Genomic DNA, 26,074 nt, shown 5'->3' on the forward strand with positions numbered 1-26,074 from the left:
AGAACTGATCTTTGCTTGTAAGAAAAAGGCGAGATATCACTATGGCATCACTTGCTTTTGTCGCGGTATGTGCTTGATTCTAAATGCAGGGATCTTTTTCTAAGATGGTCTGTCAGACATAGCCTAAGAAAGACCTAGCCAATAGGTGCTTAAACAGTCAAGCGGTGAACTTGCCAAGAAGTTCTACTCACAAGGTGCATTTTTTTGAAAACTATTCAGCATCCGCTAGCAGAAACTTCGACTGACGAAATCGATTTGTTTGCCCTGATTCAATCGCTCTGGCAGCAAAAGAAACTGATTGCAGGCACCACGCTGGCGGTGGGTGCCATGGCCTTGACCTATGCCATGCTTGCCCCGCGGGTGTACCAGGCCAGCACGGTGCTCAGGCCGGCGGCGATCAATGAACTGGATGCCCTGAACCGCTCGGAGGTCTACAAGTTGCCCCCGACCGAGGCCTTGCTCAAGGTAGGCGCTGCGCTGGATTCCTACGAAACACGCTTCACATTTTTTCAATCGAATCAGGACCTGTTCAAGCCATTGCAAAAAAAAGGCGTGTCGCTGGAACAGAGTTTTGAAATCTTTAACCGCGATGCCATTAACCTCATACAACCGGATCCAAAAAAGCAGGATTCCCTCAGTCCTTTCCTCAAACTGGAGATGACCTATCCAGAGGATGTTGATGGGGTAAAAATTCTCAACGGTTTTGTTGACTACGCGATCAATAATCAGCGCGCCCAAATTGGCGCTGATCTCAAAGTCATCATTAATAACCGACTCAGAGAGCTGGAAGAAAAGATTGATGCCGCGCGTTCCGGTTACAAGTCGGACAAAGAAGGCAAGATTGCGACACTGGTCGAATCCGATACGCTTGAGCGGGCAAAACTCAAAGACGAACTTCAGGCCTTGCGCCTGCAACTCAAGACTGAACGCGAATCGCGGATCGCTCAGCTCTCGGAGGCGATCTCTATTGCGCGCTCCTTGGGCATTACCCGTCCCACCACGCCCTCGGCCATGTCTGATGCGGCCAAGGGGTCGTCGCAAGTGATGCGTACTGAAATCACCTCGCAAAGTATTCCGCTGTATTTCATGGGGACGCAGGCCCTTGAAGCCGAGCGTGCCGCCTTGCTCAAACGCACCTCGGACGACTTCACCGACAAGCGCATCTCAACCATTGGCAAAAAGTTGCAGTTACTGGAAGTCAACCGTCAGGTCGAGCAACTCGGCAAGCGTTCGAATGAAGATTTGTTCCTGAAAAACATTGAACCGCTGCGGGCTGAAGTCGTGCGTCTGGGCAATTTGAATACCGACATGAGCAAGCTGGGAATCGTCAGTATTGACCGCAAGGCGCAGACGCCGATCAGCCCGATCAAGCCTAAAAAATCGCTGATTGTCGGCCTTGGACTGATTTTCGGGTGTTTACTCGGGATCGGCATTGCCACGGGGCGTTTCTTGATCGCGCGGCGCCGGGAAGCCTTGTAAGGACGTCAGACCAGAACCGCGACGGACTTGATTTGCGCCCAGATGACGTGGCCTGGCACGAGTTGTAGTTGATCTCGCGAGTACCGCGTGATCCGTGCCAGCAGTGCGGTCCCTCCCGCATCCAGGCGTATGAGCATATGCGCCTGGTTATCAGCCGGCATTTCACTGACGACCGTGGCCTGCAAGCAGTTAAGAATGCTGCTTTGTGCGCCCGGATCACGGTTCAGGCTGATATCACGGGCCTGCACCTTGATTCGCAGTGACTGCCCAACTGCCAGAGGCCCATGAGCGACCTTCAGACTCTGGTTGCTGCCCGGCAGTTGCAGGGTCAGCAATTGGTACTGCGCATCGTAATGCGTGACGACCCCCTCAATCAGCACCCCCGCGTCATCCCCTTGAGCCAGCGGCAGATCGAGCCTTGCCAGTGTGTCGGCAATCGATCCGCTGGCCAGTACCTTGCCCTCATTGAGCAACACGAGATGATCAGCCAGCCGGGCGACTTCCTCTTGTGAGTGGCTGACATACAGCACCGGAATGTTCAGCTGCGCATGCAGGCGCTCGAGGTAGGGCAGGATTTCGCGCTTGCGCTGGCTGTCCAGCGCGGCCAGCGGTTCATCCATCAACAAGAGTTTGGGGCTGGTGAGCAAGGCACGCGCAATCCCCACGCGCTGACGTTCGCCCCCCGACAAATGAGCGGGCATGCGTTCTAGCAGGTGGCTGATGCCCAGCAGGTGCGTGGCCTGTACCAACTCCACACGCCGCTCGCTGCGCGGAATGCGCCGCAACCCGAACTCAAGGTTGGCGCGCACCGAAAGGTGAGGGAACAGGCTGGCCTCTTGGAAGATATAGCCCAGCGAACGCTGATGGACCGGCACAAACACCTTGCGCACGCTGTCCTGCCAGACTTGGCCGTTGACCTCGACATACGCCTCGTGAGCGCGCTCAAGGCCCGCGATACAGCGCAAGCAGGTGGTTTTACCCGAGCCCGAGTGACCAAACAGCGCTGTGACGCCTTGCCCCGGCAGTTGCAGGTCAATGTCCAGGGAGAAGTCGCTGTAACTCAGCTTGAGTCGCACTTTAAGCTGCACGCGCATGTTCAACTCCATTGGGTGGGGCTTCTGCGACTGGAGTACAACGCCAGCAGCACGAGGAAGGAAAACACCAACATGGCCCCGGCCAGCCAATGCGCTTGGGCATACTCCAACGCTTCGACGTGATCGTAGATTTGCACAGACACCACCCGGGTTTTTTCGGGGATGTTGCCACCGATCATCAGCACCACGCCAAACTCGCCTACTGTGTGGGCAAACCCGAGGATCGCCGCGGTCACAAACCCCGGCCGGGCCAGCGGCAGCATCACGCAGAAAAAGGTGTCCAGGGGGTTGGCGCGCAGTGTGGCAGCCACCTCAAGCGGTCGTTTCCCGATCGCAGTGAAGGCATTCTGCAAAGGCTGCACAACAAAGGGCATGGAGTAGATCACGGAGCCGATCACCAGACCGGTAAAGCTGAAGGTCAAGGTGCCAAGCCCCAGGGACTGGGTGAACTGCCCCAAAAAACCATGGGGCCCCATGGCCAGTAGCAAGTAAAAACCGATCACCGTGGGCGGCAATACCAGTGGCAAAGCCACCACTGCGCCCACGGGGCCACGCCACTTCGACGGTGTATGCGCCAGCCACAGGGCGATTGGAGTCCCCACCACCAACAAAATGGCGGTGGTCAGTGACGCCAGTTTCAGGGTCAGCCAAATGGCGGCGAAATCGGCACTCGAAAGCGGCATTTAGCGTTGGTAGCCATAGGATTTGATGATGGCCGCGGCTTTGGGACCTTTCAGGTAGTCGACCAAGGCGTGTGCAGCGCGATTGTGTTCACCGGTTTTAAGGATCACGGCATCTTGTTTGATGGGATCATGCATCGCGTCCGGCACGATCCAGGCTGAACCGCTGGTGACACTGCCGTCTTTGTAGATTTGCGACAGCGCAACAAAACCCAGCTCGGCATTGCCCGTCGAAACGAATTGGTAGGCCTGGGTGATGTTCTGCCCTTCGACAATTTTGTCTTTGACCTTGTCCGTCAGGCCCAGCCCGGCCAGCACTTGCGTAGCGGCCAGCCCGTAGGGTGCAGCCTTGGGGTTGGCGATGGCCAGATGCCGGTACTGGTTGGCAAGCAAAGCCTTGTCGGTGCCGTCAATGAACGCTTTGTCGGCTGACCACAGCGCCAGCGTGCCAACGGCATAGGTAAACCGCGAGCCCGGCACGATGTCACCTTCTGTTTCGAGCTTCTCGGGTGTCGTGTCGTCGGCCGCCAGAAACACTTCAAACGGCGCGCCATTTTTGATTTGGGTATAGAACTGGCCTGTCGCCCCGTAGGCTGCGACCACTGTATGGCCCGTGTCTTTTTCAAAATCTTTGGCAATGGCCTGAATAGGGGCGGTGAAGTTGGCGGCAACGGCGACTTGAACTTCGTCAGCCTGCACGCCCATCGTCAGGCCGCCTCCCAGAAAGGCAACGATTGCCAAAGGGGCAAAACGCACTGCATGCGCAGTCATCGGGAAACTCCATTTATTGGCGAGGGTGATCCGAACCTGTCGAGGAGGGTCGGGCAACGTGAAGATAATCGCTATAACAAAAAGTTTATAGCGCTTTATTTTCAAATGGCCATCATGGCTCCCCGCAGGGACCGTTTCAGCCTGCTTTGCGCAGGGTGATATTGATGCGCTGTTCGCCCAGCAATGAATGGGTTCCGGGTTTGATGGGCAAAATGCCGTGGTAACGCAACCGATCGACGCCGCCCCAGACCACGACATCACCATGAAACAGCGACAGGCGTTGCACAGGGTCGCTGCGTTCAAACCCGCCAAACTGGAACATAGCCGGCAAGCCGAGGGAGATCGACACAATCGGCGCGGTGTAGGCGCGTTCGTTTTTGTCCTGATGCAGTGACATCTTGGCGCCAGGCGCATACGCATTGATCAGGCAGGCATCAGGCACAAAATGCTCGAAGTCTGCTGTCGCCGCAGCGGAGTGTGCGAGGTCAAGCAACGCTTGGGGAATCGCTGGCCAAGGCATGCCGCTTAATGGGTCGACGGGGCTGTAACGGTAGCCTTGAGCACTGGAGGTCCATCCCAGCGCGCCGCAACTGCTCAAGCGCGCTGACATGGTGAAACCGCCGGGGGTTTGCATATGACGAAACGGCGATTCATGCAACACGCGCTCAAGCGCTGTCAACAACGCCTCGACCCAGGGCAGGGCAAATCCGCGCAAGACAAACGCCTGCGTACTGAATTGCTCAATGCGGGTGGGCTGTTGCAGGTCGTCTTGGTCGAACAGGTCCAGAGACATGGCGGATCAGAGCGCCTTGCTCACTTTGATTTCGGTTATGGTTTGTTCTTTGCCGTGAATTTTTTCAAGCGCTGCGCGGGCTTCTTCCTCTGACCCGGACGTGAGCTGTGCGAATTCAAAACGGCGCTCGCCGTCGAGTTTGTACTTGATGACGTATTTAGTGGTTGGCACGGGAATTCCTGTCGCTAAGAGACGGTGTCAGGTTTAACGGAGCTTGGAGCTGGAGCGGCGAACGATCTTGATCGAATGCTTCAAGGTCGGCTTGCGCGTCACGCTGATGGCCCGGCTGCTGACCGTATCGATGGTGATGTTCCAGAAGCCGGTGCTTGGTGCGGTGATTCTGGCCGGAAATTTGTCGAATGCCCCGCCGTGGTACGAGTGTCGGCCACCATTTTTGAAGCTGCGAAAGTGCGCATCGCTCATCAGGCGAATGTTGCAGGGATGGGAGCACTCGATGACGACGATGTCATCTTCATTGAGGTGCTCACGCTGGTGAATGAATTTCATGGGGGCTCCGAAGGGCGCTTTTGCTAAAAAAACAGGACGATAGCATGTGCTTTAGTCCAAGTTGGAGGCTAAACCAGCTTATTATGCTGCCGCGCAGACGAATCTGACGCTTGGCAAATTTAAATTGCTACTTTTTGAGTATTAATTCCCTGCCCGCAGGGAGAAATTTTAAAGATCGATGGTCGTAGGATCTTTAACGGAGGATTTGTATGAAGTGGGGCGTATTGGTGGCAATGCTGGCTTTGGGAGGCTGTGCATCGGTCACGGACATTGAGCAGACATTGCCGACGATGAGTGTGATTTCTGGCAAGAAGCCGGAGGCTTACGCTCAGTGCCTGGTGCAACAGTTATCACGCACACGCAAAGCCCCGCAAATTGAGCCGCACAAGGATGGTTTGCGGGTAATCGTTCCGCAAAAGCTGACCTCGGGGCCCACGGCGGTGATTGACATCGAAGAGCGTTCGGCGGGTAGCAGCATCAAGGTGTACGAAAGCATGTCTAACGTGCCGATTCGTCCAGGAGACATTCGCGCGGCAGCGACGCACTGCATTTCCGGACAATAACCGACCGTTCGTTCTTCCTGCGGCCTACACAAAAAACCTGACAGTTGCTTCTTGCAGCAGTCAGGTTTTTTTCTTACAGGCGCTTTTCAGTGAGGACTACGCGTTGCAGGCAAATGGCCATTAGCTTACTATTTTTGTGCTTATAGGTTTTTCGCCTATGCATATAACAAAAATGGAGCGGCCCACGATGCCTCTTAAGCGAACACTGGCCAGTGGTTTGGTGCTGCTTGCCATGAGCAGCGTTCAGGCCGGGGAACCTCGCAATGTCTTCCTGCAAGGTGGCAGTCAGCCCGGCGCCACAGCCTGCATGGCGTGCCATGGCAGGGATGGCCTGGGCGTAGCCCCGGCAGGTTTCCCACGACTGGCCGGGCTTTCGGCCCAGTACCTGAGCAAACAACTCAGCGACTTCAAAGAGGGCAAGCGGGTGAGTCCGGTCATGCAGCCCTTGGCCAGCGCCTTGACGCCGGACGAGATCACGTCAGTGACCACAGCTTTGGCCGCGATGCCTGCGCCACCCGCCCCGTCCATCAATCGCAGCCACGCGGCCAAAGGTGTGGGGCAGACGCTGGCCCTGCGCGGCGCCTGGGAGCGCAACATTCCTGAGTGTGTGAGCTGCCATGGCCCTGGCGGCGCAGGGGTGGGCAGCGCGTTTCCGCCACTGGCCAATCAACCCGCCCTATACCTTGCCGGGCAGCTAAATGCATGGCGTTCGGGCCTGCGCCGCAATGACCCGAGTGACCTCATGGGGCACATCGCCAAGGCCATGACGGAAGAAGAAGTGACGGCGGTCGCCGAATATTTCGCCACTGTGGCGCCTCAGGAGGCTGCGCAATGACACGTCTGTTAACCGGTTATGCGCTTTGTGTGCTGGTTGCACCGATGGTGCGTGCAGCCCCCATTGCCATGGAAGATCAGTCGCAACTGAAAATCCCGCCTGCGGCTCAGCACGCGAAAGCCTATTTTCGTCCTCCGCAGCAAAGCGAACTTCCCGACAATGCCTATGGAAAGATGGTGATGGACGGGTACGCACTGTTTGTGGACACCAAACGTCAAGCGCCACAGTTTGTCGGCAATGGCCTCAATTGCACCAATTGCCACCTGGATCAGGGCAGGCTGGCCAACTCCGCTCCCCTGTGGGGCGCCTACACGATGTATCCCGCCTATCGCCAGAAGAATGACAAGGTCAATACCTTTGCCGAACGCCTGCAGGGCTGTTTTCAGTTCAGCATGAATGGCGGCACGCCACCGGCCGCCGACAGTCGAGAAATCACCGCGCTGTCGGTGTATGCCTATTGGTTGTCGACAACCGCGCCGGTTGGGGTCGAGTTGCCAGGGCGCGGCTATCCGCAAGTGCCGCAGCCCGCAGGTGGCTACGATCTTGAGCGCGGAGCGGCTGTGTATGAGGCGCAGTGTGCGTTATGCCATGGCAATCAGGGGCAAGGTCAGAAAGTCGGGACCGATTACGTGATGCCACCTTTGTGGGGTAAAGACTCCTACAACTGGGGGGCAGGCATGCACCGCATCAACACAGCGGCGTCGTTCATCAAACACAATATGCCGCTGGGTAAACCCGGCAGCTTGAGCGACGAGCAAGCATGGGATGTGGCGGCGTTCATCAATACGCACGAGCGACCACAAGACCCACGTCTGGTGGAGGGTTCGATTGAGAAAACCCGCGTGAAATTTCACGCCAATGACGGGGTCAATGCGTACGGGCAAACCATTAATGGCATTTTGATCGGGCAGGGGATCCAGTAAACTTCGCGCCTTGAACCTCGCTGCCGTTAAAGGCGTGTACAGCCACGGCAGTTTTTCAGGAGAACGCGATGAAACGAGCGCTCGTGCAGCAGCGTCATGCCGACGGCAGCATTACCGCCACCCATGCCATCCCTAACCCGGCAGCGACCGAGGAGTGGATTGTATTTTTCAAGAAGAGTGCAGGGCGCAGCTTCTTTTTAGTGGATGACAACGACGAAGTTGAATCCTTTGAGCGTCTGGATGCGCTGGTAGAAACCTTGCGTTCCCTGGGTATCAAATTCGTCGAAGTCCACCTGTGAGCAGTGTGCTATTTGCACATCACCACGATGGTACGGCTAGTGAAATTTCCTACATCAACACCCATGGTTTTTTCACTTTCCTTCACGGCTGAGGAGCCATCGGTGCCGACAATGGTGTAGCCGGTGCCCGCGCAAGAGGCGTCTGCCTTTTCATAGCATTTGCCCCAGGACATGGCCTCGCCCGAGCAGTCGATGCTCAGCCCCTGTTGTCCGTCGGGCAAATAGGTGTTGGACGCCGTGGCGCAGCCTCCAAGGGACAGCAGTACACATATCAGGATCTTTTTCATTGAGTGCCAATTATCGCGAAGGAGAGGATCAGGAATTGTTCTTGCGCTTGCGCACGGGTGCCGATGGCTGATCCTGGAGCACGTTGGCCACTTCAGTCGCAGCGGCCTCACTTCCAAAAGGGCCTGCAATCGGCTCATCGGTGCTATCCAGAACCCACCAGGCATCGGTCTGGAGTTGTTTGATCAGATACCCGTTAACTTTTTTTACATCCGACATGACACGCTGAACTCACTGACTGGAAAAGAGGGCCATGTTACCGCCATTCCGGGCATTTGCGCTGTCAAGGATGCGTAAGTGCCACTCGCCACAAAGAGACCCTGGTGCGGTTTCAGAGGTTCCATGAAAGGCATCCGCACATGAAAAAAAAGTTAAAAAGGAACTAAGTGGCACATATTTTCTCTATGTTGGTATCAGTATGCTATCGGGGGCATTGTAAGCTTGCTGCCGCCTGATTAGACTGCGCCAAATCCGTACGCACAGCCCTTTTAAGGACTCATATGATCAAGAAATGCTTGTTCCCAGCAGCCGGCTACGGCACTCGCTTTTTGCCAGCGACCAAAGCCATGCCTAAAGAAATGCTGCCGGTGGTGAACAAGCCACTGATCCAGTACGGCGTTGAAGAAGCACTCGACGCAGGCCTGAACGAAATCTCCATCGTCACAGGTCGTGGCAAGCGTGCCCTTGAAGACCATTTCGACATCAGCTATGAGCTGGAAAACCAGATCAAGGGCACCGATAAAGAGAAATACCTGGTCGGCATTCGTCGCCTGCTGAGCGAATGCTCGTTCTCTTACACCCGTCAGACCGAAATGAAAGGGCTGGGTCACGCTATCCTGACCGGCCGTCCACTGATCGGCGACGAACCCTTTGCCGTGGTCCTGGCGGACGACCTGTGCGTGAACCTGGAAGGCGACGGCGTGTTGACCCAGATGGTCAAGCTGTACAACCAGTACCGCTGCACCATCATTGCCATCCAGGAAGTTGACCCGCAGGAAACCAACAAGTACGGCGTCATCGCCGGTGACCTGATTGGTGATGACCTGTACCGCGTGCGCAACATGGTTGAGAAACCAGCGCCCGAAGATGCACCTTCGAACCTGGCGATTATCGGTCGTTACATCCTCACCCCGGACATCTTTGATCTGATCAAGCAAACCGAGCCAGGCAAAGGTGGCGAAATCCAGATTACCGATGCGCTGATGAAGCAGGCGCAAAACGGCTGCGTGATTGCGTACAAATTCAAAGGCAAGCGTTTCGATTGCGGCGGTGCGGAAGGCTACATTGAAGCCACCAATTTCTGCTTCGAAAACTTCTACAAAACCGGCAAGGCTTACTAAGAAACACGAGCGTGCTGACTGCTTCAAGGGAAAGCCACCTACGGGTGGCTTTCTCGTTTTCCGATTTCAGTCATCCTCGGCGCTGGTCAATCGCGCCGCAGGGATTATGCTGATGGACTGCTCAGGAGATAGTGATGTCCTACGAATTTGATTTGTTTGTGATTGGGGCCGGGTCCGGCGGTGTACGCGCTGCCCGTTTTGCAGCCGGGTTTGGTGCCAAGGTGGCCGTGGCGGAAAGCCGCTATTTGGGCGGCACGTGCGTCAATGTGGGGTGTGTGCCTAAAAAGCTGCTGGTCTACGGCGCCCACTTTGCCGAAGAGTTCGAGCAGGCGTCAGGCTTTGGCTGGACACTGGGTGCTTCCAGCTTCGACTGGTCCACGCTGATTGCCAACAAAGACCGTGAAATCAATCGTCTCAATGGTATCTACCGCAACTTGCTGGTTAACAGTGGTGTTACGTTGCTGGAGGGCCACGCCACCTTGACCGGGCCGAACGAGGTGCTGGTCAATGGTCAGCGGCACACGGCTAAACACATCCTCATCGCCACCGGTGGTTGGCCGCAGATCCCCGAGATCCCGGGGCATGAACACGCCATCAGTTCGAACGAAGCGTTCTTTCTCAAGGCGCTGCCAAAGCGCGTGCTGGTTGTGGGCGGAGGCTACATTGCCGTCGAGTTTGCGGGGATTTTCCAAGGGTTGGGCGCCGAGACGTCTCTGCTGTATCGCGGCGAGATGTTCCTGCGCGGTTTTGACGGCTCCGTGCGCAAACATTTGCACGAAGAGCTCCTCAAGCGCGGCATGGACGTGCAGTTCAACGCCGATATCGCGCGAATCGACAAGCAGCCCGATGGCAGCCTGAAAGCCACGCTAAAAGACGGTCGTGTGCTTGAAGCCGATTGCGTGTTCTATGCGACGGGGCGCCGGCCGATGCTTGACAACCTTGGTCTGGAAACCACGGGCGTCAAACTCGACAAGCGCGGCTTCATTAACGTCAATGACCTGTACCAGACCGATGAACCTTCGATTCTGGCCATTGGCGACGTCATTGGCCGTGTGCAATTGACGCCTGTTGCACTCGCAGAAGGCATGGCCGTGGCGCGCCGTTTGTTCAAGCCTGAGCAATACCGCCCGGTGGATTACAACATGATCCCGACGGCCGTATTCAGCCAGCCCGCTATCGGAACCGTCGGTTTGAGTGAGGAGCAAGCCCTCGAGGATGGGCATCAGGTGCAGATCTTCGAAAGCAGTTTCCGCCCGATGAAACTGACGATGACCGATTGTCAGGAACGCACGTTCATGAAGCTGGTGGTTGATGCCGAAACGGACAAAGTGCTGGGTTGCCATATGGTCGGTCCCGAAGCGGGGGAAATTGTGCAGGGCTTGGCCATTGCCATGAAGGCTGGCGCAACCAAACAGCACTTTGACGAAACCATTGGCGTCCATCCCACGGCGGCCGAAGAGTTTGTCACCATGCGCACGCCCACCAAGCGCTAATCGAATGAGTGGAGAGACTGCTGCGGGCGTCGCGCCATGCTCGCCGCAGTCACTCAACACGATGCGCATCCCGCGCGCCGTACATATCAACCACCGCTGTGTGCATGCACTCATGAACGATCCGCCAGCAACTGAGGCATAACTCAATCACTGACGGATAACCCCCATGAAACCCTTACCCAATCGAGTGCGGCGCCAATTGGCTACAGGCCAATGCTGTCTACCCGGATCTAAGCCCGGACTTTCTGAGTGCCGATGATGCCGCGCGGCATGTTCATCAGCAGATCAGGCATGAGGGGCCAGTGCATCCATGCCCGCCGGGTACCATGTGGTTGCGGTGTACCACATTCATCGGGGGCAGCCGTCACAGTTATAGCCTTCTGCCGAAGAAGAGCAGTTATATCACAACATGCTCGAACCTCATGAGCGGTGCGCCGCCATTGAGGAACGTCAGTGTGCGCAAACGCACTATTTTTCAGCGCACGATGGTGCGCTGATCAAGTACACGCCGAGTGGGTCAGAGCATGAAGGCAGGTTGATGGAGAGGATCACGCCCCGGGCGGATCAGCTGCAGCACCCTCGAAAAAATGCCTTACACATGAAATTGCGTGCCAATGCCCTGAAGCCCAGCGAATACATCAGTCAGGTGGCGCGTGCGGGTGCGCTGCAAGTGCTGGAGGGCAGTGCGGCCTGGGGGGAGCCGGGAAGGGTGACGTCGACCTGGAAGGTTGCCGTGCCAACGACCGCCCCTGCCGGCCCCGGGAATTCTGTACCGGCAACACCGGAATAACCGGCCTCTATCCGCTCAGCCCTCATTAAAGGAGCGCTGAGCGTCTTCGGCAGGGCTTCGCCGGGTGCTTACTCGTCGGTCGGGGCTGGTGTCACAGGCGTTTCGGCGTCTTTGAGTGCCTTGAGCGTCTCCAGTGCCGCTTCTGCTTTCATGGCGCGCATCGTCAATGCTGTCACGGCGTGTTGAGTGTCGGCCTGGGCTTTTTTGAGCGCTTCGCCTTCATGGGTCGCCACACGCAGCCGCTCTTGAAGCAGGGTGCGCTCGCCCTCCAGCTGGCTCACCTGATGACTCAATTGCTGGTTGTGTTGTCCCAGCTTTTTCTGCTGTTCGTTGACCTGATGGATTTCCTTGGCCAGTGCACGGTTCTCACTGAGCACGCGTTCGTTATCGCGGTGCAATTGTGTGATTTCATCCTGTCGTACAAGGGCACTTTGCTGTGCCTGACGCAGTTCCATTTGCACCTGTTGCAACTGGCCTTCATGGCGTCGCTGGTCTTGCTCGCGCTGCTCTTTGGTAGCGCTGCGGTAATGCTCAAGTGCATCGCGCGCATGGAGGTGTTTTTCTTCCAGTGAACGGATCTGCTCATCACGGTCTTTGAGGCGCAATTCAAAATCGCTGCACGCTTGATTGAGGGCCGCATTGCGCGTCTGTTCGGTCTGCAGCATGGAGCGCGTGGACTCCAGGTTGGCGCTTTCCTGATGCAAGGCCGTCGTCTGAATCTCCAGCTCCTGCTGTAGCCCGGACAGCGTCTGCTGCGCTTCAGACAATTGGGCCTGCAGCTGTGTTTTCAGCTGTTCGTACTGCGCCTGGGCGCGATCAATCGGTTTTTGTGCTTGCTCTTGCAGCCGATGGGCGAGGCGGGTGACCAGTTCTGCCAGCTCATCCCCCAGCGCTTCATGGGATACGCCACGACGGCTATCGCTGTCATCCAGCTCCTTCAAATACCGGTGAATGGTGGTTTTGGAGCCGGTATTACCCATCTCGATTCGTACGGCATCAATGCTCGGGTGTTCACCACGGGCCAGAATTGCCGCGCGTGCAATTTGCACCACCGCTTTGTTTACGCCGCCGCGAGCCATGGGTCTCTCCTACGATTATGTACTGTGGTATGTATCATGTAATTACATACTATATCAGTTCTATTTTTCTGTCATATTTTATGATTTATCAGGCGGGATATACTGGTATTATCCCGTGCTAGAGGCCGTTTTGTGATGTTTGGGCCTGTTTCCAGTACGCCAACGCGAGAGATACCCCCCATGAGCGATCTGGATCGCTATCTGAACGCGGCCACCCGCGACAACACGCGACGCAGTTACCGCGCCGCCATCGAACACTTCGAAGTGACCTGGGGCGGTTTCCTGCCCGCCACCAGCGACAGCGTGGCGCGCTACTTGGTCGCGCATGCCGGCCAGCACTCGATCAACACCTTGAAATTACGCCTGTCGGCCATCGCTCAGTGGCACAACAGCCAGGGCTTTGCCGACCCGACCAAAGCGCCGGTGGTGCGTAAAGTCTTCAAAGGCATACGCGCACTACACCCGGCGCAGGAAAAACAGGCAGAACCCCTGCAATTGCAGCACCTGGAGACAGTGATGGATTGGCTCGAAAGCGAAGCGCAAACCGCACAGGCCAATGCTGACCAGCCCGGCTGGCTGCGGGCGCGTCGCGACACTGCGCTGATACTGCTGGGGTTTTGGCGGGGCTTTCGCAGTGACGAGCTGTGCCGCTTACAAGTTGAGCACGTGCAAGCGGTAGCGGGTTCGGGGATCACCCTGTATCTGCCGCGCAGTAAAGGAGACCGAGACAACCTGGGCAAAACCTTCCAGACCCCGGCATTGCTGCGACTGTGCCCGGTGCGGGCCTATATCGAGTGGCTCAACGCGTCGGCGTTGGTGCGCGGCCCGGTCTTCAGGGGAATTGATCGCTGGGGCAATCTGGGCGAAGCGGGCTTGCACGCCAACAGTGTGATTCCCTTGTTACGTCAAGCCTTTGAGCGCGCGGGGATTCCCGCCGAGCAGTACACCAGCCATTCATTGCGTCGCGGTTTTGCAACCTGGGCGCATCACAATGGCTGGGACCTTAAGTCCCTGATGAATTACGTCGGCTGGAAGGACGTCAAGTCTGCGATGCGCTATGTTGAAGCGACCCCGTTTACCGGGATGAGCATTGCGGCAGAAAAACGTATCGGGCCTTGATCGGGATCAAGATGCGGGTGAGCGGGCTGGCAGAGAGTGGTATTCGGGTTTCTTCTATTAATAGAGCAACCTGATAGCCAAAACCAATCACCAGCATCAGCTTTCCCAATGAGCCAGATACAAAATGTGTTGTTAGGATTCACCCCATCAACTTTTCAACCCTGACGGAGAGTCAACGATGCCTATCATCAATAGCCAAGTAAAACCGTTCAAAGCCACCGCTTACAAAAACGGCAGCTTCGTAGAAGTGTCGGACGCCGACCTGAAAGGCAAATGGTCCGTTGTGTTCTTCTACCCGGCTGACTTCACCTTCGTTTGCCCAACCGAGCTGGAAGACCTGGCTGACAACTACGAAGAGTTCAAGAAACTCGGCGTGGAAATTTACAGCGTGTCTACTGACACCCATTTCGCTCACGCGGCATGGCACAACACCTCGCCAGCCATTGGCAAAATCCAGTACACCATGATCGGCGACCCGACGCTGACCATCTCTCGCAACTTCGACGTACTGATCGAAGAAGCAGGCCTGGCGGATCGCGGCACGTTCGTGATCAACCCTGAAGGTCAGATCAAGATCGTTGAACTGAACGACGGCGGCGTTGGCCGTGATGCTTCCGAACTGCTGCGCAAAATCAAAGCGGCTCAGTACGTGGCTGCCCACCCGGGTGAAGTGTGCCCGGCCAAATGGAAAGAAGGTGAGTCCACCCTCGCACCATCGCTCGACCTGGTCGGCAAGATCTAAGCCTGTGAGCCAGCCAAGGGCGGTGATCCGCACCTGAGTTGTCAGCAGCATCGCCCTCAAAACGCCCGGGCGAGATTCGCTCGGGCGTTTTTTTTACACAGTCTTAAACCGTTAAGGAGATCGCCCGTATGTTGGACGCCAATTTAAAAGCTCAGTTGAAGTCATACCTGGAGCGGGTCACCCAGCCGATCGAGATCGTTGCTTCCCTCGACGACGGTGCGAAATCCCGTGAAATGCATGACTTGTTGAAAGAAATCGCCAGCCTTTCCAGCCAGATCACCTTGCTGGACAACGGCACCGATGCGCGCAAGCCATCGTTCTCGTTGAATCGCCCGGGCGGTGATATCAGCCTGCGTTTTGCAGGCATCCCCATGGGCCACGAATTTACATCGCTGGTGCTGGCATTGCTGCAAGTAGGCGGCCACCCATCGAAAGCCAGTCCCGAAGTGATCGAGCAAATCCGTTCATTGAAAGGTGAGTTCAACTTCGAGACGTACTTCTCGCTGTCCTGCCAGAACTGCCCGGACGTGGTCCAGGCGCTGAACCTGATGGCCGTGCTCAACCCTAATATTCGCCACGTGGCGATTGACGGCGCGCTGTTTCAGGAGGAGGTCAATGATCGTCAGGTCATGGCGGTACCCAGCGTCTACCTGAACGGTGTCAACTTTGGTCAGGGCCGCATGGGCCTGGAAGAGATTCTCGGCAAGCTGGACACCGGCGCCATTGAACGTCAGGCCGAGAAAATCAGCGCCAAAGACGCCTTTGATGTGCTGGTGATCGGTGGCGGCCCGGCTGGCGCGGCAGCGGCCATTTATGCCGCCCGTAAAGGCATTCGTACCGGCGTGGCAGCAGAGCGTTTCGGCGGGCAGGTGCTCGACACCATGGCCATCGAAAACTTTATCTCGGTGCAGGAAACCGAAGGGCCGAAACTGGCCTCGGCGCTTGAAGAGCACGTCAAGCAATACGACGTGGACATCATGAACCTGCAACGCGCCGATCAATTGATTCCCGGCAAAGCTGGCCAGCTGCACGAAGTGAAATTCGCCAGCGGGGCGTCTTTGAAGGCCAAGACACTGATTCTGGCGACCGGTGCGCGCTGGCGTGAAATGAACGTGCCCGGCGAGCAGGAATACCGCAGCCGTGGCGTCGCCTACTGCCCGCACTGCGACGGGCCGCTGTTCAAGGGCAAGCGCGTGGCCGTCATTGGTGGCGGTAACTCAGGGGTTGAAGCCGCCATCGACCTGGCCGGTATCGTTGCCCACGTCACGTTGCTTGAGTTCGACACCAAGCTGCGTGCTGATGCCGTCTTGCAACGCAAGCTCAACAGCTTGCCGAACGTCACAGTGATAACTAACGCGCAAACCACAGAAGTGACCGGCGACGGGCAGAAAGTGAATGGCCTGCGTTACAAAGATCGTCAATCCGGCGAGATCCACAACGTCGAGCTCGAAGGCATTTTTGTACAGATTGGTTTGCTGCCCAACACGGATTGGCTCAAAGGCACTGTCGAATTGACACCGCGGGGCGAAATCGTGGTGGATGCTCGCGGCGAGACGTCAATACCAGGTATTTTTGCAGCCGGTGACGTGACCACCGTGCCGTACAAGCAGATCGTGATCGCGGTAGGAGAGGGCGCCAAGGCGTCGCTGAGTGCCTTCGATCATTTGATCCGCACGTCTGCCCCTGATTAAGGGCCGGACAGAAAAAAACCCATGAGCGATCATGGGTTTTTTTTGCGTTGCTTGTTACAGCGGTGTGGGCTGAATGATCTCGACCCAGTAGCCATCAGGGTCTTTGATGAAGGCCAGGGACTTCATGCGGCCGTCGCTCAAACGCTTCTGGAAATCGACATTCAGTGTCTCGAAACGCTCGCAGGCGGCAACGATGTCCGGCACTGAAACGCAGATGTGACCAAACCCGCGCGGGTCGGTATTGCCGTTGTGGTACACAACGCCGTCGTCTGTTTCCGAACCGTGGTTGTGGGTCAGCTCCAGAATGCCGGGGATCGACTTCATCCACACCGTACGCGCAGCATCATCGGCCGGGATCTGTGCTTTGTCGACCAGCGCCAGGAAGTACAGGCTGAACGCTGCTTCAGGGAAATCACGTTTTTCCACCAAGGAGAAACCCAGAACGCGGGTGTAAAAATCCAGGGATTTCTCGATGTCTTTGACGCGCAACATGGTGTGGTTGAACACGAAATTTTGGGTAGCGCTGTCTGGCGTAGCCGTAACGCCGGGAATGTTGTTCAGTTCTTGCAGGCTCATGAACCCTCCGAAGGTGATGCTTGGATGATTGGTCGCTACGGTGAGCGTGATGAGGGGAATGATACGGAATGTGACGCCATGCGCCAAACCGGATTCAGGGCCGGGGGGCAGATAGCCGTGATGATTGACAGCGCGCACTCGATAAATTCGAGGCAAAAAGAAGCCCGCCGAAGCGGGCATGGGGCGCTAGTCCTTTAGCAGCCTTCATCCTGAAACCTGCGGTGTGAAAAAATTGTGAATATTGATGCGCCTGCGACTATCGGACCGGTCTGCCGGCTGAACGGTCTGCGCACGATCGGCCCTCGGGCGAATACGCTGTGTAGAGGCAGACGCTGAATGAATCGCCAAAAAAAGCCCTGACGAACAGGGCTTTTGGATGAAGGGTCAGGTTCTCACCCAGCTTTCTACCGTTGATGCGCCGTACTGTTCTTTCCAGGCTTTGAGCCCGCGGTGGTTACCGCCTTTGGTTTCAATCAGTTCACCGGTATGCGGGTTGTGGTAGACCTTTACGACACGGGCTTTGCGCTGTTTAGGGGCCGTCGAAACCTTTGATGTCACCGGGTGAGGATCAAGAATCGCAATGATGTCGCGCAAATTCTTATTGTAGGACTTCATCAATCCTTGAAGTTTTTGCTCGAATTCAATCTCCTTTTTTAAACCGGCATCATTTTTCAAGGCCTCCAACTGCGCCATTTGTTCTTGCAGCGCCTTTTCAGCGGCGCGAAACTCGGCAAGTCTGCTCAAAGTCATTACTCCGATCGTGGGTTCGGTATGTACCTAACCGATGTGTAGAAAGAAAGATGGGCAACATAAGGTAGACAGGGCAGTATTTCATCCGTTCTTTGACAATGACTGCCCAGTAACACAACTATTCGGACGACCTGGATTCGGTCAAAAAAATTGTAGTTGTTAATCTGCAAACTGCCACACACCACACGCAGTTAGTACGAAGGGTTCAATTAAGGCTGATAAACGATCGCCCCTCTAAGTTTTTCGGGCCGGTCGCTCGCGCAAAGACACGATGAACTGGTCCGCCGGTAACGGGCGCGCAAACAGATAACCCTGTAAAAACGCCACGCCCCGGGCCGCCAGATACTGGCTTTGTTCTTCGGTTTCAATCCCTTCAGCGACAACGCCCAGGCCCAGTTTTGCGCTGAGCTCAATAATGGCGTCGAGAATATGAATGGACAGCGCATCGGCACCAATCATGGCGACGAAACTTTGATCTATCTTCAGGTAATCGACATTGAATTCGTGCAGGTAGCCCAGACTGGAATGTCCGGTACCAAAATCATCAATGGCAATCATCACCCCTAATTCATGAAGTTGGGCGAATAAGCGGTGCGTCAATTCGCTGGGCACGATTAATTCGCGCTCCGTTAACTCCAGTACCAGTTTGATATGCCCTGGCGCAAACGCTTTAAGGAACGTCCTGCAATCTTCAACCAGTTCCAGATCCTGGCAGTGACGCGCCGTGATATTGAACCCGATATGAAACCCCGGCTCCATGCTGTTGGCCTGTGGCGCCAGTAACTTTGCTGTTTGCTGCATCAAAGATCGCGTCATGGGCACGATAAGCCCGGAGTGTTCGGCAAACGGTATAAACAAATCAGGGCGCACCAAACCTTCTCGTGGGTGTTGCCAGCGCATCAATACTTCCGCGCCCGCCCACTGTCGGTCATCAGCCCGCACGATGGGCTGAAAGAAAGGAATGAATTCTCCGGCCTCCAGCCCACGCTGAAGTTCATGGCTGGGAGACGACGCGCGCTTTTGCAACCAGCGAACGGTGCCCGCCGAGACCACGCCCAAAAAGATCATTAAGGCGATCAATCCGGGGTATTCCATAAACGCAAAACGCCACACCTCGCCTTCGCTGAAACCGGCCACGACGCGGTAAGGGTATTGCGCAGAGGGCAAGCTGACCTGCGCCACCGGATAGTCAGGCACAGGCGTTGTGCGAGCGACCCCATAGCGATCTATCCAGGCGTCGCCCACTTGCAGCAATAACAGGGTTTTATGATTGATCAGCCCCAGCACATTGACCAGGTGAAAACCATACAGGCTGACCAGTACGCCTTGATGGTCTTTCTGTTTGCGCAAGATCAACAGCGGTTCATTCGGGGTGACCGGGTTGCCCGACATCAACCACAATCGGCCTGCCACGTAATTTTCCGGGTTGACGGTTTCTTTGAAATTGCCAAACAAGGAAGAGCAATACAGCTGGTTGTCCCACACCAGATTGACTGAGCGCACAAAGGGACGACGAGTGACTTGATCGCGCAGGGCCAGTTCGACCTGGGTGCATTCCTGGCCGGATAAGGGCAACACCACGTCGGTGGCCAGTGCCGCGTTATCGAGCATCTGGTCGAATTGCCTGACCGCTTCGGTCACGGTCTGTTTAGCCACCAGCTTGAGTGAGCGGTCAGCCTGCCAGGCGATGATGAACAAGCCCAGCACCACGGGCAGTAAACCACTGAGCACAACCAACGCGTAACGCTCTGTCCATCTGCGGGTCAACTTCAGCGTCAAAGGCATTCAGGTTCCTGCACAGACAAAGGGCTATAAATAGAAAGAGGGTAGGCCGTAATAGGAAAAGGCTAGCATTGGTACGCCACAAATTCACGCGTGGCGGGGACAAACCTGATTACGCCATGTAGAATCCGCTTACGCATACAAGAATAATGACTTCTGCAAGCAGAAGCCCCGCCCGCACGAGATGGGTCGACATGAAGATATTCGGGTTCCAACTGATTCACGGTGATTTCCTTGCGCGCAGTGTACGTGGCATCTCCTGTGCGCCGCCTGACAGCCTCTGCATTCTTAGCAAATAACCCTACGTTAATTCTAAAAATGACCAAGATGAGGCGCCAAAATGGCTGATCTATACGAAAACCCAATGGGTCTGATGGGCTTTGAATTCATCGAGTTCGCATCCCCTGTGCCGAATACCCTCGAACCCATTTTTGAAATCATGGGTTTCACCAAAGTCGCTACCCATCGCTCCAAAGCTGTACATCTGTACCGTCAGGGCGACATCAACCTGATCCTCAATAATGAGCCTCACAGCGTAGCCTCCTATTTTGCTGCCGAACACGGCCCGTCCGTGTGCGGCATGGCCTTTCGCGTGCGCAATGCGCAGCAGGCGTATGCCCGTGCCCTCGAGCTGGGCGCACAACCGATTGAAATCCCGACCGGCCCAATGGAGCTGAACCTGCCTGCGATCAAGGGCATCGGGGGTGCGCCGCTGTACCTGATCGACCGCTATGGCGAAGGCAGTTCGATCTATGACATCGACTTCGTGTTCATTGAAGGCGTGGACCGTCATCCAGTGGGGGCGGGCCTGAAAATCATCGATCACCTGACCCACAACGTGTACCGCGGCCGCATGGCGTACTGGGCCAACTTCTACGAAAAACTGTTCAACTTCCGTGAGATTCGTTACTTCGACATCAAGGGTGAGTACACCGGCCTGACTTCCAAGGCCATGACCGCCCCGGACGGCATGATCCGCATCCCGTTGAACGAAGAGTCGTCCAAGGGCGCAGGGCAGATCGAAGAGTTCCTGATGCAGTTCAACGGCGAAGGCATCCAGCACGTGGCATTCCTCAGTGATGACCTGGTCAAGACCTGGGACGCACTGAAGAAAATCGGCATGCGTTTCATGACCGCGCCACCAGACACCTACTACGAAATGCTTGAAGGCCGCTTGCCCAACCATGGCGAGTCGGTAGAGGCCCTGCAATCTCGCGGGATCTTGCTCGACGGCTCGTCCGACAAGGGCGACAAGCGCTTGCTGCTGCAAATCTTCTCCGAAACCCTGATGGGCCCGGTGTTCTTCGAGTTCATCCAGCGTAAAGGCGACGACGGTTTTGGCGAAGGCAACTTCAAAGCCCTGTTCGAATCCATCGAACGTGATCAGGTGCGTCGCGGTGTTTTGACCGCAGACTGATCCTGACACCTAAAAAAACGCCCGCCCGATCATTCGGCCGGGCGTTTTTTTTGAGGCTAAAACAATCCGGCAGCGATGTTGATCGAGAACCCCAGCACAGCGGTATTGAACAAAAACCCCAGCAGCGAATGCCCCAGCACGGCTTTACGCATCTCGCGCGTGGCAATCGCTACGTCGGCGGTTTGTACCGCCACGCTCAGCGTGAACGAGAAGTAGAGAAAGTCCCAGTAATCGGGGTCCAGCTCCCCCTCAGGAAAGCGCAAGGCAGGCTCCGGCCCTTCGTGGTTATAGAACAGCCGGGCGTAGTGCAGGCTGAAAATAACCCCGATCATCAACCACGACCCGACGATGGTCATGCCGGTAAACGCGTAGTGCATGGCCTGATCGGCGTTGCTGAGTTTGCTGTTGCCGGAAAGCTCAAGGGTGATCGCCGCCAGGCTGGCCAATGCCGCCACACAGACCGTGAACAGCACCATGCTGGCATTTTCGTCTTCGACCTCTGCCGTACGTTTGACATCGCAGGCTTTAGCGCGAATGACCAGCCACAGCGTCAACGCCAGGTACAGCCAGACACCGGCATTCCAGCCCAGTAAAAATTGTGTGGTCAGGGTCGCGGCGGGGGCGAAAATCCCGACCGCCACCCCCAGAACAGTGGCAGCGGTCAGGCGAGGGTGAGTGCGTGCAAGGTGCGGCATAAACAATCCCTGTAACGAGGTATTGCTGAACCTTAGCACGCGCCGTCGACGCTTAATCGGCTCGCGGTGTTCTTCTCACCCGTTTCATGACCACCACAAAGAAGACCGGCACGAAAACCACCGCCAGCGTGGCCACGATCATGCCGCCAATGACGCCCGTACCAATGGCCTGTTGACTGGCGGAGCTCGCACCGGTGGCGATGGCCAGCGGTACGACGCCGAGAATGAAGGCCAGCGAGGTCATCACAATCGGGCGCAGACGCAAGCGCGCCGCCTGTACGGTTGCATCCACCAAATCATGGCCTTCGTCATACAAGGTCTTGGCGAACTCGATGATCAGGATCGCGTTCTTGGCTGACAGGCCAATGATCGTGATCAACCCCACCTTGAAGAACACGTCATTGGGCATCCCCCGCAACGTCACTGCCAGCACCGCGCCCAATACGCCCAGAGGCACAACCAGCAGGACCGCCGTGGGAATCGACCAGCTTTCATACAGGGCTGCCAGACACAAGAACACCACCAACAAGGACAGCCCCAGCAGGATCGGCGCCTGTGCGCCGGAGATTTTTTCTTCCAGCGACAGCCCGGTCCATTCCATGCCCATGCCAGCAGGCAGCTGTGCGACCAGGCGCTGGATCTCGATCATCGCTTCGCCGGTGCTGTGGCCAGGGGCCGCTTCGCCGGAAATGCTGATGGCCGGATAACCGTTGTAGCGCGTCAACTGCGAGGCACCCTGAATCCAGCGGGCTTGGACAAAGGCCGACAACGGCACCATCTTGTCGAGGTTGTTACGCACATTGATCTTGAGCAGGTCTTCAACCTGACTGCGCTGATCGCCCTCGGCCTGCACCACCACACGCTGCATGCGCCCCTGATTCGGGAAGTCATTGACGTAAGCCGAGCCCACTGCCGTGGACAACACGTTCCCGATATCGGCAAAGGAAATGCCCAATGCATTGGCGCGCTTGCGGTCCACCTCCAATTGCACCTGGGGGCTCTCGGCCAGCGCGCTTTCACGCACATTGGTCAGCACAGGGCTTTTCTCGGCCAAGGCCAGCAGTTCAGTGCGCGCTTGCATAAGCACGTCGTATCCGACGCCACCACGGTCTTGCAGACGGAACTCAAAACCGCTCGAGGTGCCCAGCCCGCTGACGGGCGGCGGCAGGATGGCAAATGCCACGGCATCCTTGAGGTCGCTGAACGCGGCATTGGCACGGTCCGCGATTGCTGATGCCGAATCTTTGGCGCCGCGCTCGGACCAATCTTTCATGGTCGTGAATGCCAGTGCGGCGTTCTGGCCGTTACCGGAGAAGCTGAAGCCCAGAATCATCGTGGTGTTGCCCACGCCTGGTTCACGGGCGTTATGCGCCTCGATTTGTTCGGCCACCTTGATCGTGCGCACCTGGCTGGCACCCGGCGGCAACTGGATGTCGGTGATGGTGTAGCCCTGATCCTCGACCGGCAAAAATGAAGAGGGCAGACGCGTAAAGCACACCACCAGGATCACCAGCAGGGCGCCGTACACCAGCAGGTAGCGCCCGCTGCGCTTGATCACGTGCACCACCCAGTGCTCATAACCTTGGGACATCCGCTCAAAACGCGCGTTGAACCAGCCAAAGAAGCCGCCCTTGGCATGGTGCTCGCCCTTGGCGATGGGTTTGAGCAGGGTTGCGCACAACGCTGGGGTCAGCGACAGCGCCAGGAACGCCGAGAACAGGATCGAGGTGGCCATCGACAGCGAGAACTGCTGGTAAATCACCCCCACAGAGCCCGGCATGAACGCCATCGGGATAAACACCGCCACCAACACCAGGGTGATACCGATGATTGCACCGCTGATCTGGGTCATGGCCTTGCGTGTGGCTTCGCGCGGGGACAGCCCCTCGGTCACCATGATCCGCTCGACGTTTTCCACCACCACAATGGCGTCGTCCACCAGAATCCCGATGGCCAGCACCATGCCGAACATCGTCAGCACGTTGATCGAGAAACCGAGCACCAGCATGGCGGCAAACGTGCCCATCAGGGCGACCGGCACCACCAGTGTCGGGATCAGCGTGTATCGGATGTTCTGCAAAAACAGAAACATCACGGCAAACACCAGCACCATCGCCTCGACCAGGGTGTACATCACCTTGGTAATCGAGACTTTGACGAAGGGCGACGTGTCGTACGGGATGGTGTATTCAACGCCTGCCGGGAAGTAGCGACTCAATTCGTCCATCTTGGCGCGAATCAGGGTGGCAGTGCTCAGGGCGTTGGCTTCGGGCGCCAGTTGCACGCTGAAGGCGGTGGCGGTCTTGCCATTGAGGCGAGTGCCGTACTGGTATTCCTGACTGCCGATTTCAACCCGCGCCACGTCGCGCACACGCACGGTAGACCCGTCCGGGTTAGCCCGCAGCACGATGTCGCCAAACTCTTCAGGGGTCGAGAGTTGGCCTTTGACCAGCACTGTGGCAGTGATCTCCTGAGTCGGGCGGCCCGGCAAATCACCGATGCTGCCCGCCGAGACCTGTGCGTTCTGATTGGCAATCGCTTGATTGACGTCTGCCGGGGTCAGGTGAAAGCCGATCAGCTTCTGCGGATCGATCCAGATGCGCATGGCCCGTTCGGCGCCATAGAGCTGGGCCTTGCCCACGCCTTCGATCCGCTTGATTTCGTTCATCACGTTGCGGGCGAGGTAATCACTGAGCGCGACCTCGTCCAGCGGGCTGTTATGGGCCGTGAGCGTCACTAGCATCAAAAAGCCGGACGACACTTTCTCGACCTGTAGCCCTTGCTGCATCACCGCTTGAGGCAAACGGGACTCAACGGCCTTAAGGCGGTTTTGCACGTCGACCTGCGCCATCTCCGGGTCAATGCCAGGCTTGAACGTGGCGGTGATGGAGGCACTGCCTAGGCTGCTCTGGGATTCGAAATACATCAGGCCATCCGTGCCGTTGAGCTCTTGCTCAATCAGGCTGACCACGCTTTCGTCCAGCGTCTGGGCAGACGCGCCGGGGTACACCGCATAGACCTCAACCTTGGGCGGTGCAACGTTGGGGTATTTCGCGACAGGCAATTGCGGGATGGCCAACGCCCCCGCCAGCAGAATGAACAACGCGACGACCCACGCAAAAATGGGCCGATCGATAAAGAACTGCGGCATGCTCACCGATCCGTGGACTGTACGAGGGGAAGTGCGGGGTCATCGATTTGCACCTGTTCACCCGCTCGGGCATGTTGCAGGCCTTCGATGACAATGCGGTCGCCGGCTTTCAGGCCACCGTTGACGATCCAGCGATCGTTCTGTGCGTTACCCAACTGCACGGGTTGTTGCTTGATGCGATTGTCCGCTTCCACCAGCAGCACCTGCGCCACTCCGGCGCTGTCACGCAAGATGGCGCGCTGCGGCACGCTGATGCCTTGTTGGTTAAAGGCCTGCTCCAGGCGCACGCGCACAAAGCTGCCGGGCAACAGGTCGTTATCCGGGTTCGGAAACTCGCTGCGCAAAATCACCTGCCCCGTGCTGGGATCTACATTGACGTCGGTGAACAGCAATTTGCCCGGCAACGGGTACAGGCTGCCGTTATCGCGGATCAGGGTTGCGCGGGCCTGATTGCTGCCGACCTGCTGCAATTCGCCAGCGCGGAAAGACGCACGCAGGTTGTCCAGGTCACGGGTGGATTGGGTCAGGTCAACGTGCACCGGGTTGAGTTGCTGAATGCGGGCCAAAGGCGTGACTTCACCCTGACCGACCAACGCCCCTTCCGTGACCAGTGCGCGGCCGATGCGGCCGGAAATCGGCGCGGTCACGGTCGCATAGCCCAGGTTCAAGCGGGCACGCTGCACCGCTGCCTTATTGGCCGCGACATCGGCTTGCGCCTGCTGCGCCTGCGCGCGGGCGTTGTCGTATTCCTGAGCGCTGATGGCGTTGCTGTCGATCAGCGCGGCGTATCGCTCACTTTGCAGCCTGGCTTGCAAGGCCAGCGCTTCGGATTTGCGCAGGGCGGCCAGTGCGCTGTCCAGATCGGCTTTGAAAGGCGCGGGGTCAATCAGGAACAAGACATCGCCCTGTTTGACCTCGCTGCCTTCTTCATACACACGCTTGAGAACAACGCCGGCCACCCGGGCGCGCACCTCGGCCACGCGCGGGGCCACGATGCGTCCGCTCAATTCGTTATTGATGGACAGCGGGGCGGTGGCGATGACTTCGGTTCGCACCTTGACCAGGGGCGTTTTCTCTTCAGCGTCGGGGGTCTTGCCACACCCCGCGAGGGCCAGTGCCAGCGCTGAAAGGCATAGCGGGGCAAAGAGCTTTTTCAATGAGCGTGCCTTCTTATAAATGCAGGATAGTTCTGTAAGTGCTTGCGCATGCTAAGTGCAGCA

Annotated in this window: 27 protein-coding genes; 12 read left to right on the forward strand and 15 right to left on the reverse strand. The window is 57.0% G+C overall.

What is annotated here, in order from left to right:
- Window positions 1-204 precede the first annotated feature (204 nt).
- Entirely contained in the window at window positions 205-1,479 is a 1,275-nt protein-coding gene (locus tag BKD70_RS20310) for a Wzz/FepE/Etk N-terminal domain-containing protein (protein ID WP_047274680.1), read from the forward strand.
- A 5-nt stretch (window positions 1,480-1,484) separates the two neighbouring features.
- Here the strand turns inward: BKD70_RS20310 and modC are convergent, their stop codons facing one another.
- The 6 genes from modC to BKD70_RS20335 form a co-directional block, all read right to left on the reverse strand.
- Window positions 1,485-2,573, reverse strand: coding sequence for a molybdenum ABC transporter ATP-binding protein (modC, locus tag BKD70_RS20315; protein WP_047274679.1), 1,089 nt, complete (start codon window positions 2,571-2,573; stop codon window positions 1,485-1,487).
- Window positions 2,574-2,575: 2 nt separating this feature from the next.
- On the reverse strand, window positions 2,576-3,256 hold the full coding sequence (gene modB / locus BKD70_RS20320) for a molybdate ABC transporter permease subunit (RefSeq protein WP_047274678.1): 681 nt from the start codon (window positions 3,254-3,256) through the stop codon (window positions 2,576-2,578).
- The gene (gene modA / locus BKD70_RS20325) at window positions 3,257-4,024 is read right to left on the reverse strand and encodes a molybdate ABC transporter substrate-binding protein (protein WP_047274677.1); all 768 of its coding nucleotides are present in this window, start codon (window positions 4,022-4,024) and stop codon (window positions 3,257-3,259) included. It abuts the gene before it with no gap.
- Between the two features lie 136 nt (window positions 4,025-4,160).
- Window positions 4,161-4,817, reverse strand: a complete 657-nt coding sequence (gene alkB, locus BKD70_RS20330; RefSeq protein WP_047274676.1) for a DNA oxidative demethylase AlkB — start codon at window positions 4,815-4,817, stop codon at window positions 4,161-4,163.
- Window positions 4,818-4,823: 6 nt separating this feature from the next.
- Complete coding sequence (locus tag BKD70_RS25110) at window positions 4,824-4,988, reverse strand: hypothetical protein (RefSeq protein WP_099421411.1); 165 nt, start codon at window positions 4,986-4,988, stop codon at window positions 4,824-4,826.
- A gap of 33 nt (window positions 4,989-5,021) precedes the next feature.
- Window positions 5,022-5,324, reverse strand: a complete 303-nt coding sequence (locus BKD70_RS20335) for a DUF1883 domain-containing protein (protein ID WP_047274675.1) — start codon at window positions 5,322-5,324, stop codon at window positions 5,022-5,024.
- A 209-nt stretch (window positions 5,325-5,533) separates the two neighbouring features.
- Between BKD70_RS20335 and BKD70_RS20340 the strand changes: the two genes are divergently transcribed.
- The 4 genes from BKD70_RS20340 to BKD70_RS20355 all read left to right on the forward strand — a co-directional run bounded on the left by BKD70_RS20340 (window position 5,534) and on the right by BKD70_RS20355 (window position 7,944).
- Window positions 5,534-5,887: a hypothetical protein gene (locus BKD70_RS20340; protein WP_047274674.1), complete on the forward strand. Its 354-nt coding sequence runs from the start codon at window positions 5,534-5,536 to the stop codon at window positions 5,885-5,887.
- 187 nt (window positions 5,888-6,074) lie between these two features.
- Window positions 6,075-6,722: a c-type cytochrome gene (locus BKD70_RS20345; RefSeq protein WP_047274673.1), complete on the forward strand. Its 648-nt coding sequence runs from the start codon at window positions 6,075-6,077 to the stop codon at window positions 6,720-6,722.
- The gene (locus tag BKD70_RS20350; protein WP_047274672.1) at window positions 6,719-7,645 is read left to right on the forward strand and encodes a c-type cytochrome; all 927 of its coding nucleotides are present in this window, start codon (window positions 6,719-6,721) and stop codon (window positions 7,643-7,645) included. The genes BKD70_RS20345 and BKD70_RS20350 overlap by 4 nt, the downstream gene beginning before the upstream one ends.
- A gap of 68 nt (window positions 7,646-7,713) precedes the next feature.
- Entirely contained in the window at window positions 7,714-7,944 is a 231-nt protein-coding gene (locus BKD70_RS20355) for a hypothetical protein (RefSeq protein ID WP_047274671.1), read from the forward strand.
- 8 nt (window positions 7,945-7,952) lie between these two features.
- Here the strand turns inward: BKD70_RS20355 and BKD70_RS20360 are convergent, their stop codons facing one another.
- Window positions 7,953-8,231 carry a hypothetical protein gene (locus BKD70_RS20360; protein WP_047274670.1) on the reverse strand — a complete coding sequence of 93 codons (279 nt, stop codon included), beginning with the start codon at window positions 8,229-8,231 and terminating at the stop codon, window positions 7,953-7,955.
- A 28-nt stretch (window positions 8,232-8,259) separates the two neighbouring features.
- Window positions 8,260-8,448 carry a hypothetical protein gene (locus tag BKD70_RS20365; RefSeq protein WP_047274669.1) on the reverse strand — a complete coding sequence of 63 codons (189 nt, stop codon included), beginning with the start codon at window positions 8,446-8,448 and terminating at the stop codon, window positions 8,260-8,262.
- 281 nt (window positions 8,449-8,729) lie between these two features.
- Between BKD70_RS20365 and galU the strand changes: the two genes are divergently transcribed.
- The 3 genes from galU to BKD70_RS24855 all read left to right on the forward strand — a co-directional run bounded on the left by galU (window position 8,730) and on the right by BKD70_RS24855 (window position 11,852).
- A complete protein-coding gene (gene galU / locus BKD70_RS20370) occupies window positions 8,730-9,569 on the forward strand; it encodes a UTP--glucose-1-phosphate uridylyltransferase GalU (protein WP_047274668.1) in 840 nt (279 codons plus the stop codon).
- Window positions 9,570-9,703: 134 nt separating this feature from the next.
- Window positions 9,704-11,062, forward strand: coding sequence for a glutathione-disulfide reductase (gene gorA / locus BKD70_RS20375; protein WP_047274667.1), 1,359 nt, complete (start codon window positions 9,704-9,706; stop codon window positions 11,060-11,062).
- A gap of 598 nt (window positions 11,063-11,660) precedes the next feature.
- The gene (locus BKD70_RS24855; RefSeq protein WP_139047507.1) at window positions 11,661-11,852 is read left to right on the forward strand and encodes a hypothetical protein; all 192 of its coding nucleotides are present in this window, start codon (window positions 11,661-11,663) and stop codon (window positions 11,850-11,852) included.
- A gap of 68 nt (window positions 11,853-11,920) precedes the next feature.
- On the opposite strand, the gene BKD70_RS20385 is transcribed toward BKD70_RS24855, so the two are convergent.
- Window positions 11,921-12,931 (reverse strand): DNA-binding protein, encoded by a 1,011-nt coding sequence (locus BKD70_RS20385; protein ID WP_047274665.1) that lies wholly within the window; start codon window positions 12,929-12,931, stop codon window positions 11,921-11,923.
- 180 nt (window positions 12,932-13,111) lie between these two features.
- Between BKD70_RS20385 and BKD70_RS20390 the strand changes: the two genes are divergently transcribed.
- The 3 genes from BKD70_RS20390 to ahpF all read left to right on the forward strand — a co-directional run bounded on the left by BKD70_RS20390 (window position 13,112) and on the right by ahpF (window position 16,483).
- Window positions 13,112-14,050 carry a site-specific integrase gene (locus BKD70_RS20390; RefSeq protein ID WP_047274664.1) on the forward strand — a complete coding sequence of 313 codons (939 nt, stop codon included), beginning with the start codon at window positions 13,112-13,114 and terminating at the stop codon, window positions 14,048-14,050.
- 178 nt (window positions 14,051-14,228) lie between these two features.
- The gene (gene ahpC, locus BKD70_RS20395; RefSeq protein WP_016780891.1) at window positions 14,229-14,792 is read left to right on the forward strand and encodes an alkyl hydroperoxide reductase subunit C; all 564 of its coding nucleotides are present in this window, start codon (window positions 14,229-14,231) and stop codon (window positions 14,790-14,792) included.
- Between the two features lie 128 nt (window positions 14,793-14,920).
- Window positions 14,921-16,483, forward strand: coding sequence for an alkyl hydroperoxide reductase subunit F (ahpF, locus tag BKD70_RS20400; protein WP_047274663.1), 1,563 nt, complete (start codon window positions 14,921-14,923; stop codon window positions 16,481-16,483).
- A gap of 54 nt (window positions 16,484-16,537) precedes the next feature.
- Here ahpF and gloA read toward each other — a convergent pair whose 3' ends face one another.
- From gloA to BKD70_RS20415, 3 genes are all read right to left on the reverse strand, one after another.
- Window positions 16,538-17,059: a lactoylglutathione lyase gene (gene gloA, locus BKD70_RS20405; protein WP_047274752.1), complete on the reverse strand. Its 522-nt coding sequence runs from the start codon at window positions 17,057-17,059 to the stop codon at window positions 16,538-16,540.
- Between the two features lie 384 nt (window positions 17,060-17,443).
- Window positions 17,444-17,803: a histone-like nucleoid-structuring protein, MvaT/MvaU family gene (locus BKD70_RS20410; RefSeq protein ID WP_047274751.1), complete on the reverse strand. Its 360-nt coding sequence runs from the start codon at window positions 17,801-17,803 to the stop codon at window positions 17,444-17,446.
- A gap of 240 nt (window positions 17,804-18,043) precedes the next feature.
- Window positions 18,044-19,594, reverse strand: a complete 1,551-nt coding sequence (locus tag BKD70_RS20415; RefSeq protein WP_047274662.1) for an EAL domain-containing protein — start codon at window positions 19,592-19,594, stop codon at window positions 18,044-18,046.
- A 337-nt stretch (window positions 19,595-19,931) separates the two neighbouring features.
- Here BKD70_RS20415 and hppD point away from each other — a divergent pair, with 337 nt between their 5' ends.
- Window positions 19,932-21,008 (forward strand): 4-hydroxyphenylpyruvate dioxygenase, encoded by a 1,077-nt coding sequence (gene hppD / locus BKD70_RS20420; protein ID WP_047274661.1) that lies wholly within the window; start codon window positions 19,932-19,934, stop codon window positions 21,006-21,008.
- Window positions 21,009-21,064: 56 nt separating this feature from the next.
- Here hppD and BKD70_RS20425 read toward each other — a convergent pair whose 3' ends face one another.
- From BKD70_RS20425 to BKD70_RS20435, 3 genes are read right to left on the reverse strand one after another with little or no spacing between them, the layout of a single operon-like run.
- Window positions 21,065-21,703: a DUF1345 domain-containing protein gene (locus tag BKD70_RS20425; RefSeq protein ID WP_047274660.1), complete on the reverse strand. Its 639-nt coding sequence runs from the start codon at window positions 21,701-21,703 to the stop codon at window positions 21,065-21,067.
- A 52-nt stretch (window positions 21,704-21,755) separates the two neighbouring features.
- Window positions 21,756-24,854, reverse strand: a complete 3,099-nt coding sequence (locus BKD70_RS20430) for an efflux RND transporter permease subunit (protein WP_047274659.1) — start codon at window positions 24,852-24,854, stop codon at window positions 21,756-21,758.
- A 2-nt stretch (window positions 24,855-24,856) separates the two neighbouring features.
- Complete coding sequence (locus BKD70_RS20435) at window positions 24,857-26,011, reverse strand: efflux RND transporter periplasmic adaptor subunit (protein WP_047274658.1); 1,155 nt, start codon at window positions 26,009-26,011, stop codon at window positions 24,857-24,859.
- Window positions 26,012-26,074: the final 63 nt, after the last annotated feature.

Origin of the sequence: Pseudomonas sp. BS-2016 (assembly GCF_001806145.1) — a bacterium.
Lineage (GTDB): Bacteria > Pseudomonadota > Gammaproteobacteria > Pseudomonadales > Pseudomonadaceae > Aquipseudomonas > Aquipseudomonas lundensis.

Coding starts and splice junctions, on each gene's coding strand:
- modC (WP_047274679.1), bottom strand. CDS start 2,573: ATGCGCGTGCAGCTTAAAGTGCGACTCAAGCTGAGTTACAGCGACTTC.
- modB (WP_047274678.1), bottom strand. CDS start 3,256: ATGCCGCTTTCGAGTGCCGATTTCGCCGCCATTTGGCTGACCCTGAAA.
- modA (WP_047274677.1), bottom strand. CDS start 4,024: ATGACTGCGCATGCAGTGCGTTTTGCCCCTTTGGCAATCGTTGCCTTT.
- alkB (WP_047274676.1), bottom strand. CDS start 4,817: ATGTCTCTGGACCTGTTCGACCAAGACGACCTGCAACAGCCCACCCGC.
- BKD70_RS20335 (WP_047274675.1), bottom strand. CDS start 5,324: ATGAAATTCATTCACCAGCGTGAGCACCTCAATGAAGATGACATCGTC.
- BKD70_RS20340 (WP_047274674.1), top strand. CDS start 5,534: ATGAAGTGGGGCGTATTGGTGGCAATGCTGGCTTTGGGAGGCTGTGCA.
- BKD70_RS20345 (WP_047274673.1), top strand. CDS start 6,075: ATGCCTCTTAAGCGAACACTGGCCAGTGGTTTGGTGCTGCTTGCCATG.
- BKD70_RS20350 (WP_047274672.1), top strand. CDS start 6,719: ATGACACGTCTGTTAACCGGTTATGCGCTTTGTGTGCTGGTTGCACCG.
- BKD70_RS20355 (WP_047274671.1), top strand. CDS start 7,714: ATGAAACGAGCGCTCGTGCAGCAGCGTCATGCCGACGGCAGCATTACC.
- BKD70_RS20360 (WP_047274670.1), bottom strand. CDS start 8,231: ATGAAAAAGATCCTGATATGTGTACTGCTGTCCCTTGGAGGCTGCGCC.
- BKD70_RS20365 (WP_047274669.1), bottom strand. CDS start 8,448: ATGTCGGATGTAAAAAAAGTTAACGGGTATCTGATCAAACAACTCCAG.
- galU (WP_047274668.1), top strand. CDS start 8,730: ATGATCAAGAAATGCTTGTTCCCAGCAGCCGGCTACGGCACTCGCTTT.
- gorA (WP_047274667.1), top strand. CDS start 9,704: ATGTCCTACGAATTTGATTTGTTTGTGATTGGGGCCGGGTCCGGCGGT.
- BKD70_RS24855 (WP_139047507.1), top strand. CDS start 11,661: ATGAAATTGCGTGCCAATGCCCTGAAGCCCAGCGAATACATCAGTCAG.
- BKD70_RS20385 (WP_047274665.1), bottom strand. CDS start 12,931: ATGGCTCGCGGCGGCGTAAACAAAGCGGTGGTGCAAATTGCACGCGCG.
- BKD70_RS20390 (WP_047274664.1), top strand. CDS start 13,112: ATGAGCGATCTGGATCGCTATCTGAACGCGGCCACCCGCGACAACACG.
- ahpC (WP_016780891.1), top strand. CDS start 14,229: ATGCCTATCATCAATAGCCAAGTAAAACCGTTCAAAGCCACCGCTTAC.
- ahpF (WP_047274663.1), top strand. CDS start 14,921: ATGTTGGACGCCAATTTAAAAGCTCAGTTGAAGTCATACCTGGAGCGG.
- gloA (WP_047274752.1), bottom strand. CDS start 17,059: ATGAGCCTGCAAGAACTGAACAACATTCCCGGCGTTACGGCTACGCCA.
- BKD70_RS20415 (WP_047274662.1), bottom strand. CDS start 19,594: ATGCCTTTGACGCTGAAGTTGACCCGCAGATGGACAGAGCGTTACGCG.
- hppD (WP_047274661.1), top strand. CDS start 19,932: ATGGCTGATCTATACGAAAACCCAATGGGTCTGATGGGCTTTGAATTC.
- BKD70_RS20425 (WP_047274660.1), bottom strand. CDS start 21,703: ATGCCGCACCTTGCACGCACTCACCCTCGCCTGACCGCTGCCACTGTT.
- BKD70_RS20430 (WP_047274659.1), bottom strand. CDS start 24,854: ATGCCGCAGTTCTTTATCGATCGGCCCATTTTTGCGTGGGTCGTCGCG.